11 protein-coding genes are annotated in these 9466 nt (G+C 37.6%); 9 read left to right on the plus strand and 2 right to left on the minus strand.

Going from position 1 to position 9466, the window contains the following annotated elements; genetic code table 11:
• Nucleotides 1–189: 189 nt before the first annotated feature.
• Nucleotides 190–2076: a molecular chaperone HtpG gene (gene htpG, locus QV04_RS03875; protein WP_065231425.1), complete on the plus strand. Its 1887-nt coding sequence runs from the start codon at nt 190–192 to the stop codon at nt 2074–2076.
• Nucleotides 2077–2163: 87 nt separating this feature from the next.
• On the opposite strand, the gene radC is transcribed toward htpG, so the two are convergent.
• A complete protein-coding gene (gene radC, locus QV04_RS03880) occupies nt 2164–2829 on the minus strand; it encodes a RadC family protein (RefSeq protein WP_065231426.1) in 666 nt (221 codons plus the stop codon).
• Nucleotides 2830–3029: 200 nt separating this feature from the next.
• Here radC and coaBC point away from each other — a divergent pair, with 200 nt between their 5' ends.
• Genes coaBC through QV04_RS03910 form a run of 6 tightly spaced genes read left to right on the plus strand, consistent with a single transcriptional unit; the run spans nt 3030 to nt 7025 of the window.
• Complete coding sequence (gene coaBC / locus QV04_RS03885) at nt 3030–4259, plus strand: bifunctional phosphopantothenoylcysteine decarboxylase/phosphopantothenate--cysteine ligase CoaBC (RefSeq protein ID WP_065231427.1); 1230 nt, start codon at nt 3030–3032, stop codon at nt 4257–4259.
• The gene (gene dut / locus QV04_RS03890) at nt 4246–4698 is read left to right on the plus strand and encodes a dUTP diphosphatase (protein ID WP_039090500.1); all 453 of its coding nucleotides are present in this window, start codon (nt 4246–4248) and stop codon (nt 4696–4698) included. The genes coaBC and dut overlap by 14 nt, the downstream gene beginning before the upstream one ends.
• Complete coding sequence (gene slmA, locus QV04_RS03895; RefSeq protein WP_039133408.1) at nt 4673–5302, plus strand: nucleoid occlusion factor SlmA; 630 nt, start codon at nt 4673–4675, stop codon at nt 5300–5302. The genes dut and slmA overlap by 26 nt, the downstream gene beginning before the upstream one ends.
• 2 nt (nt 5303–5304) lie before the next feature.
• Nucleotides 5305–5532 carry a YheU family protein gene (locus QV04_RS03900; RefSeq protein ID WP_039133405.1) on the plus strand — a complete coding sequence of 76 codons (228 nt, stop codon included), beginning with the start codon at nt 5305–5307 and terminating at the stop codon, nt 5530–5532.
• A gap of 60 nt (nt 5533–5592) precedes the next feature.
• Nucleotides 5593–6249, plus strand: coding sequence for a cAMP-activated global transcriptional regulator CRP (crp, locus tag QV04_RS03905; RefSeq protein WP_156106928.1), 657 nt, complete (start codon nt 5593–5595; stop codon nt 6247–6249).
• Between the two features lie 20 nt (nt 6250–6269).
• On the plus strand, nt 6270–7025 hold the full coding sequence (locus QV04_RS03910) for a class I SAM-dependent methyltransferase (RefSeq protein ID WP_065231428.1): 756 nt from the start codon (nt 6270–6272) through the stop codon (nt 7023–7025).
• A 41-nt stretch (nt 7026–7066) separates the two neighbouring features.
• Here QV04_RS03910 and tsaA read toward each other — a convergent pair whose 3' ends face one another.
• Nucleotides 7067–7774: a tRNA (N6-threonylcarbamoyladenosine(37)-N6)-methyltransferase TrmO gene (gene tsaA, locus QV04_RS03915; RefSeq protein ID WP_039133400.1), complete on the minus strand. Its 708-nt coding sequence runs from the start codon at nt 7772–7774 to the stop codon at nt 7067–7069.
• A gap of 107 nt (nt 7775–7881) precedes the next feature.
• Between tsaA and QV04_RS03920 the strand changes: the two genes are divergently transcribed.
• On the plus strand, nt 7882–8787 hold the full coding sequence (locus QV04_RS03920; RefSeq protein ID WP_039133398.1) for a 1,4-dihydroxy-2-naphthoate polyprenyltransferase: 906 nt from the start codon (nt 7882–7884) through the stop codon (nt 8785–8787).
• Between the two features lie 31 nt (nt 8788–8818).
• A complete protein-coding gene (rraA, locus tag QV04_RS03925; protein ID WP_039133396.1) occupies nt 8819–9313 on the plus strand; it encodes a ribonuclease E activity regulator RraA in 495 nt (164 codons plus the stop codon).
• Nucleotides 9314–9466: the final 153 nt, after the last annotated feature.

The following is a 9466-nucleotide window of genomic DNA, read 5'->3' on the forward strand; positions in this document are numbered from 1 at the left end:
CTTGATAGATCGCATTTTTTATACTTCCAAACCTTGAAAAATCGGTTTTTATACCTATTTTTTGCCAACGTAAACATTTCAATTCATAGAAAAATGGAAGAGCTTCTGTTGCCATAACAGGCGGAGCAACCATTTAGACATTTTTGATGAAAAGAGATTTTTGATCTTTTTTGATTAGCGAGGAAAAATATGAGCACAAATCAAGAAACGAGAGGTTTTCAATCAGAAGTAAAACAACTTCTGCAATTAATGATCCATTCACTTTATTCCAACAAAGAGATTTTTTTGCGTGAATTAATTTCTAATGCATCGGATGCGGCGGATAAATTACGTTTTAAAGCACTTTCTGCTCCAGAGCTTTATGAAGGTGATGGTGATCTAAAAGTGCGTATCAGCGTGGATGCCGACAAAGGCACATTAACCATTAGTGATAACGGTATCGGAATGATGCGCGAGCAGGCGATTGAGCATTTAGGCACAATCGCTAAATCAGGTACAAAAGAGTTTTTATCGGCATTGGGCGCAGAACAAGCTAAAGATAGCCAATTAATCGGGCAATTCGGTGTCGGTTTTTATTCTGCTTTTATTGTTGCTGATAAAGTCACCGTGAAAACACGTGCCGCCGGTGAAAGTGCAGACAAAGGTGTACTTTGGGAGTCAGCAGGCGAGGGCGAATTTACCGTTGCCGACATTGAGAAAAAAGATCGCGGTACCGAAATCACCTTACATTTGCGTGAAGATGAAAAAGAGTTTTTGAATGAGTGGCGTTTACGCGAAATCATTGGAAAATATTCTGATCATATTGGTTTACCAGTAGAAATTTTAACAAAAGAATATGATGATGAAGGTAAAGAAACAGGTGTTAAATGGGAAAAAATCAATAAAGCCCAAGCACTTTGGACACGTTCAAAATCAGAAATCAGTGATGACGAATATAAGGAATTTTATAAACATTTAAGTCACGATTTCGCTGACCCAATGTTATGGGCACATAATAAAGTTGAGGGAAAACAAGAGTATACTAGTTTGCTTTATTTGCCGGCGAAAGCGCCTTGGGATCTCTTTAATCGTGAGCAAAAACACGGCTTGAAACTGTATGTACAACGTGTCTTTATTATGGATGATGCGGAACAGTTTATGCCGAATTATTTGCGCTTTATCAAAGGTTTAATTGATTCCAATGATTTGCCGCTAAATGTATCTCGTGAAATTTTGCAAGACAATAAAGTCACAGTCGCCTTGCGTAAAGCATTAACCAAACGTGCGTTAGGAATGTTGGAAAAATTGGCAAAAGATGAAGATAAAAGCAAATATCAACAGTTCTGGCAAGAGTTCGGTTTAGTCTTGAAAGAAGGTCCGGCAGAAGATCCGGCAAATAAAGAAGAGATTGCGAAGTTGTTACGTTTTGCTTCAACACATAATGATAGCAGTGAACAGACAGTGTCGTTAACTGACTATGTTGCACGAATGAAAGAGGGGCAAAAAGCGATTTATTACATCACGGCTGATAGTTATACAGCAGCGAAAAACAGTCCACATTTGGAAATCTTTAATAAGAAAGGCATTGAAGTATTGCTGCTTTCCGACCGTATTGATGAATGGATGTTAAGCTATTTGACTGAATTTGACGGTAAACCGCTACAAACTATTACTAAATCAGATTTAGATTTAGGTGATTTAGCCGATAAAGAGGAAGAAAGTAAGCAAAAAGAAGAGGAACAGACTTTTGCTTCCTTTATTGAGCGCGTGAAAAAATTGTTGGGTGAGCGCGTCAAGGATGTCCGTTTAACTCACCGTTTGAGCGAAACTCCGGCGATTGTATCGACCGATAACGATCAAATGACAACACAAATGGCGAAATTATTCGCTGCCGCTGGGCAAAAAATGCCGGAAGTGAAATATACGTTTGAGCTTAATCCGGAACATCATTTAGTGAAAAAAGTGGCGGATATTGCCGATGAACAACAATTTGCCGAATGGATCGAATTATTGTTGGATCAAGCTATGTTAGCGGAACGCGGTACTTTGGATAATCCAACCGCATTTATTAAACGTATTAACCATCTTTTAAGCTAAAGATGAGTCATTTATTACCACAAAATCCGGCATTTGCCGGATTTTTTCTTGCTCGGAATGTTGGATTTTGTTCATAGAATGATTCTTTTATCGAAAATCAATTAAGCCTTTTTCACAAAAAGAGAAAACCTGGTTTTTGCCAATAATTAAATGATCCAATACTCTGACATCAATCAGTTTGCACGCCTGTTGGATCTGTTCGGTAACAGCAATATCTTCTTTACTAGGCGTAGTAATGCCAGAAGGATGATTATGAGCCAAAATAATGGCAGCAGCATTATATTTTAAGGCTGATTTAATAATTTCTCGTGGATGTACTTGTGTACTGTTAATGGTTCCTTGGAATAAGGTTTCCTGTTCAATTAAATAATGTTGATTGTCTAGAAAAAGAACCATAAAAAGCTCCCTTTGTTGATTGGATAATTCTGTCTGCATATAAAGTTTGGCAAACTCGATATTATTGAAAAGGGGTTGTTGTTTTATTTCTTGTGTCAGATAGCGTTTCGTCATTTCAATACAAGCTTGTAACTGAATGTATTGTGTTATACCTAGCCCTTTGACTTCGCAAAAATTTTCTTTTGAAGCTGCCAATAATTCTCGTAGAGATCCGAAATGATGTAGGCTGTTTTCAGCCAATGTCATAACTGAACAGTTTTTAAAACCGGTGCGTAAAAAAATAGCTAATAATTCTTGATCGCTTAATTTCTCGGCGCCTTGTTGTAAAAGTTTTTCACGTGGCATTAACCTTGTCATTGCTTGTATCTCATTTATTGCAAATAGTGTTATTTTAATCATTCGTATATTGATAATTGTGACAAGATTCCATTTTTACGATCAGGATCGGAAAATATAAAAATTTTTCAGTGAAAATAGGCGGTGCTTAATTTGGCAGGGTGACAAATATTCAGTAAAATGATGTATCTTTCATTTTGATGTTCTAAGGCGTTCAATTAATGAATTCATCTCTTCAACATAAACGAATTTTACTTGGCATTACTGGAGGTATTGCAGCATATAAAGCTATTGAGTTGATTCGTTTATTGCGTAAACAGGGGGCGGAAGTTCGTGTAGTATTGACCGATGCCGCTACTCATTTTGTTTCTCCACTGACATTACAAGCGATTTCTACTAATCCAGTGTCACATTCATTGTTTGATCCGCAAGCAGAATTAGCAATGGGGCATATTGAACTGGCAAAATGGGCAGATTATGTTGTGATTGCTCCAGCAACGGCGGATTTTATTGCCCGTTTTAATTTGGGGTTAGCAAATGATCTGTTAACAACGCTCTGTTTAGCGACCGCAGTACCAATTGCGATTGCACCTGCAATGAATCAACAGATGTATGCACAAGCAGTTCTTCAACAACATTTGCATAGTTTACGGCAGCGTGGTGTGTTGATTATTGGACCGGACAGTGGTGTGCAGGCGTGTGGTGACGTTGGAGCAGGCAGGATGTCTGAACCACAGAAAATTGTTGAAGTATTAGCACAGCAGTTTTTCACTGAGCAACCGTTGCAAGGGATCAAAGTAGTGATTACTGCTGGCCCAACTCAAGAGCCGATTGATCCGGTGCGTTATATTTCCAATTATAGTTCTGGGAAAATGGGGTATGCGATTGCTGAAGCTTTTGCCAAACAAGGTGCAGAAGTGACATTAATCAGTGGGCCAGTGAATTTGGCTGCACCGAATGGCGCGAATGTAGTTTGGATAAAAACAGCGGTAGAAATGTGGCAGAAATCAATGCAGGCAGCAGTGTTGAATGATATTTTTATCGGTTGTGCAGCTGTTGCGGATTATCGTGTAGCTGAAATTGCTACGCAAAAAATTAAAAAATCGGGCGAAGAATTGACACTAAAATTGGTGAAAAATCCAGATATTATTGCTGATGTTGGTCATCTTAAACAGCAACGTCCATTTACGGTTGGTTTTGCCGCAGAAACGCAAGATGTTGAAAATTATGCAAAAGATAAATTGGTGCGTAAAAATTTAGATTTAATTTGTGCTAATGATGTTTCAATCGCTGGGCAAGGTTTTAGCAGTGATAATAATGCATTGCAACTTTTCTGGCGACAAGGTAGTTTATCGTTGTCGCTAGCCCATAAAAGCGAATTGGCACAACAGCTAGTACAACATATTATTCAACTTTATCAAGCAGAGAAGAAAAATAATGAAGAAAATTGATGTTAAGATTCTTGATAGCCGTTTGGGCAATGAATTTCCGTTACCGACTTATGCTACTGAAGGATCTGCTGGTCTTGATTTGCGAGCTTTGACTCAAGAAAAAATAGTGTTACAACCTGGTGAAACACAGTTAATTCCGACCGGATTGTCCATTTATATTGGAGATCCAAATTTAGCGGCGGTGATTTTACCTCGTTCCGGATTAGGACATAAGCACGGCATTGTATTGGGGAATTTGGTTGGGTTAATTGACTCAGATTACCAAGGGCCGTTAATGATCTCTGCGTGGAATCGGAGTCAACAACCTTTTACGATAGAAGTTGGAGATCGTATTGCACAGCTTGTGTTTGTGCCTGTTGTACAAGCTGAATTTAACATTGTGACTGATTTTGAGCAGACAGAAAGAGGCAGCGGTGGATTTGGTCATACAGGAAAATAAACCGAAGAAAAAGGTTGAAAAACGTTCTATAGAAGCACGTCGCCAGCAAGTATTAGCGATTGTGACGCATTTACTGCATTCAGATCAAGGAATGGAACGGATTACTACGGCAAAATTAGCAGAAGCGGTTGGTGTATCGGAAGCAGCGTTATATCGTTATTTTCCGAGTAAAACAAAAATTTTTGAAGCATTGATTGAGCAGATTGAAACAGTACTGTTACAGAGAATTACACAATCAATGAAAATGCAGACGGATACTAAATTACGAGTACACGATATTTTGCAAATGGTGTTGACCTTTGCTCAGAAAAATCCGGGATTAACTCGGATTTTAACTGGGCATGCATTGATGTTTGAAGATAAATCGTTGCAAATGCGAGTGGCGACTTTTTTTGATCGTTTAGAATTGCAATTAGTTAATGTATTACAAATGCGAAAATTGCGTGAGGGCAGAGGTTTTAAAATGGATGAACGTGCTATTGCCGGTTATTTGGTATTATTATGTGAGGGGCAGTTTATGCGTTATGTGCGTTCTAATTTTAGGCATTTGTCAAGTCAGGATTTTGAAACGCAGTGGAAGTTAGTTGAATCGATTTTTGATTAATTATGATTATTCCTTGGCAACAATTAAGTGAAACGGCACTGCATAATATTACGCAGAGTTTTATTTTACGTGAAGGTACGGATTATGGCGCAAGAGAGTTGACGCTAGCAGAAAAAGAAGCTCGTTTGCTAAAACAGATTAAGTCGGGGGAAGTGGTGATTGTTTGGTCTGAACTGCATCAAACGCTTGATTTGAAATTGAAACGGGAATTTTTAACACAGCATAAATGAAATATGCTATAACATTATAATTTTGTCATTTTAGTAATTTGTATAGGTGTTGGTGGCAGTATGGATATGAAAGAAGAAATAGAAGTACAACAAGAAGAAACAACAACGGATCCTACGTTGGAGTGGTTTTTATCACATTGTCATATTCATAAATATCCAGCGAAAAGCACCTTAATTAATGCTGGTGAAAAAGCTGAAACGCTCTATTATTTAATTAAAGGTTCTATTGCGGTTTCAGTAAAAGATGATGAAGGCAAAGAGATGATTTTGTCTTATTTGAGTCAAGGGGATTTTTTTGGTGAGCTTGGTCTATTTGAAGATGTAAAAGTGCGTAGTGCGTGGGTTAAAGCGAAAACAACCTGCGAAGTAGCTGAAATATCTTATAAAAAATTTCGTCAACTGATTCAGGTTAATCCTGAAATTTTGATGTATTTGACCTCGCAATTAGCACGTCGCTTGCAAAACACTTCAAAGCAGGTGAGTAATTTGGCTTTTCTTGATGTTACTGGTCGTATCGCACAAACATTATTGCATTTAGCGAGAATGCCGGATGCAATGACACATCCGGAAGGGATGCAGATTAAAATTACTCGCCAGGAAATTGGGCAAATGGTTGGTTGTTCTCGTGAAACGGTAGGTAGAATTTTAAAAATGTTGGAAGACCAAGGCTTAATTTCTGCACATGGTAAAACTATTGTTGTTTATGGAACTAGATAAGTTTTATAAGGCGAAAGAAAATGAAAAAAGATGAAATTGGGCATAATTTTTTAGCTCGTTTAGGCAAAACGCGTTTACGTCCGGGTGGTAAAAAAGGGACAGATTGGCTAATTGCAAACGGTGATTTCAATAAAGATAAAAAAGTGTTGGAGGTTGCCTGCAATATGGGGACGACAGCAATAGGTATAGCTGAGCGGTTCGGTTGTCATATTGAAGGTGTGGATTTGGATGAGCAGGCGTTAGCAAAGGCACAGAAGAATATTAGTGAAGCAAAATTGGATGATTTAATTCACGTACAGCGTGCCAATGCAATGAAATTGCCGTTTGCAGATAATTCATTCGATATTGTAATTAATGAAGCAATGTTAACAATGTTGCCGTTAGAAGCAAAACGTAAAGCGGTAACGGAATATTTCCGAGTATTAAAACCGGGTGGTTTTTTATTAACTCACGATGTAATGTTGTTGGAACACAATGAGGCTCAAATTTTAGCAACTTTACGTGAGGTGATTAATGTCAGCATTACACCATTAACTAAAGAGGGATGGAAAGATCTCTTTAAGCAAGCTGGTTTTAGCAATGTTGATACCTATTCTGGTGAGATGACATTGTTATCACCTAAAGGAATGCTCTATGACGAAGGTGTACTGGGAACATTAAAACTTGTGCGCAATGCATTGCGTTCTGAAAATCGAGAAACTTTTAAGAAAATGTTCAGTTTTTTTAATGATCCACAAAACAAAATGCACTTTATTGCAGTTTGTAGTCAAAAATAACAAAGTAATGGGTAGATCAAAATCTCCCCATTTTTATGTAGTTATTTTTTATTTAAGTTTAACACTTCAACCAGATTTTTACTTTTCATTCGCCATTGCACATTAATGTCCCAAAGCGTCATTCCATATATCCGTTCGGAAAGTTGTTTGCGTTGATATGCCGGACGTGGATCTTGTTGTAAAACCTCTTGGATTAATGGCAATAAATCGGGGTAAATGACACTAAATACAGTTAATTGCTGTTGAGCTAAAGAAGTAAATTCAACTTGTAATTGGGGAGTTGGCTTTTGTTGGGCAAAGCCAGAATCAGCATCAGGTTGGCTATCAGCATAGGCAATATAAGGCTTAATATCAAAAATCGGTGTGCCATTAACTAAATCAACACTGCCTAAATGTAATAAAATGTGTTGTGCGTGAATCTCAACTCGCTCCAATTTTACTTTGGATAAACCAAGCGAATTTGGGCGATGTGTTGATCGAGAAGCAAAAACACCAATGCGTTCATTACCACCTAAGCGAGGTGGACGTACAGTTGGTGACCATTTATCAGTGGTAATGCGATCAAATTGGAAAATCAACCATAAATGTGAAAATTGCTCAATGCCACGAACAGCTTCCGGCACATTATAAGGAGGAAGTAATTGCAAAATACCTTTACCGTGTGGTGCTAGTTCAGGTTGTCTTGGAACAGAAAATTTTTCACTATAGGGCGTATAAATAGTAGCAATTGGTTGTAAGGTAATACTCATATTTGTGTTATGCCAATAAATAAGTAGTTACAATTAAAGGAATTCAGGTAAAATTATCAACTTGTTTAAGAAATAAGAGATGATTATAAAATAAATTTAGAGAAATAATGGAATCAAATAAATGCAAAATGTGGTTTGAAACCGCAAGACCGAAAACGTTGCCATTGGCAATCGCTTCAATTGTTACTGGATCGGCATTGGCATATTACTATCATCAATTTGATGCTACTATTGCTTTATTGGCATTGATTACTGCAACTTTATTGCAGATTGTGTCCAATTTTGCCAATGATTATGGCGATCATATAAAAGGTTCAGATACCATAGAACGAATTGGACCATTACGTGGGATTCAACAAGGAGCAATTACATTTTCCCAATTGCGGTTAGGATTAATTCTAGTCACATTTGCCAGTATGATTTCCGGTGTGGCATTGATTGCAGTAGCTTGCCAAACGTGGAATGATGTGTTGGCATTTATAGTGTTGGGTATTTTGGCGATTATTGCTTCCATTACTTACACCGTTGGTAAAAAACCTTATGGTTATATGGGATTAGGTGATGTATCTGTCTTCATCTTCTTTGGATTGCTCGGTGTGTGCGGTACTTTTTATTTGCAATCACATCTTTTAAATTGGGCAATGATATTGCCGGCAATGATGTCTGGACTTTTAGCTGTTGCTGTTTTAAATATCAATAACTTACGAGATATTGAGCAAGATAGAAAATCTGGGAAAAATACCCTAATTGTGAGAATCGGTGCTGTTGCGGGGCGTTATTATCATATTAGTCTGATTTTTTTGGCTGCATTGTTTGCATTGCTGTTTGCACTTTATCATTTTCAACACTGGTATAGTTTTATTTTTATTTTAGTGTTCCCACTATTAGCTAAACACGCTGTTTTTGTGATGAATCATCAAGATGCTCTGCAATTACGTCCAATGCTTGCACAAATGGCTAAATTAGCACTATTATTTAATATTATTTTTAGTTTAGGACTTTGTTTGGGATAATCCCGGTTCATTTTGAAAAAAGGAAAATGCGATGAGAATTGACACATCAGAACTTTGCGATATTTACTTGGATCAAGTTGATGTTGTAGACCCGATTTTTTCTAGCTTTGGAGGCGTTTCAGCTTTTTCAGGAAAAATTACAACCATTAAATGCTTTGAAAGTAATGGTTTAATCTCTGAGATGTTGGAAGAAGAAGGGCAGGGACGAGTGTTATTAATCGATGGTGGTGGTGCGGTACGTCGAGCGTTGATTGATGCTGAATTGGCTCAATTAGCCGCAGATAACGGCTGGGAAGGTATTATTGTTTATGGTGCAGTACGTCAAATTGACCAGTTGGAAAACATCAATATCGGTATTCAGGCATTGGCTCCTATTCCGGTTTCTGCAGATGAACAGACTAGTGGTGAAGTGGATGTTCCTGTTAACTTTGGTGGCGTTTCTTTCTTACCGGAAGATTTTGTATATGCGGATTTAACCGGAATTATTCTTTCTCCGGAGCAATTAGATCTTTCTGAAGCAGAATAATCCAATTTCGATTTTTATTTTGTCAAAAAAGCCTTATCTATGATCTGCACCCCTAAAGTTGGACTTATTATCCAACAATAGAGGTGCAGATTTTTTATGACCAAATATAACTAAAACTTTAAACAACAAGTTGTAGATTTCTACTTTCAACAC

The sequence above is a fragment of the Gallibacterium genomosp. 1 genome (genome assembly GCF_001678575.1).
GTDB lineage: Bacteria > Pseudomonadota > Gammaproteobacteria > Enterobacterales > Pasteurellaceae > Gallibacterium.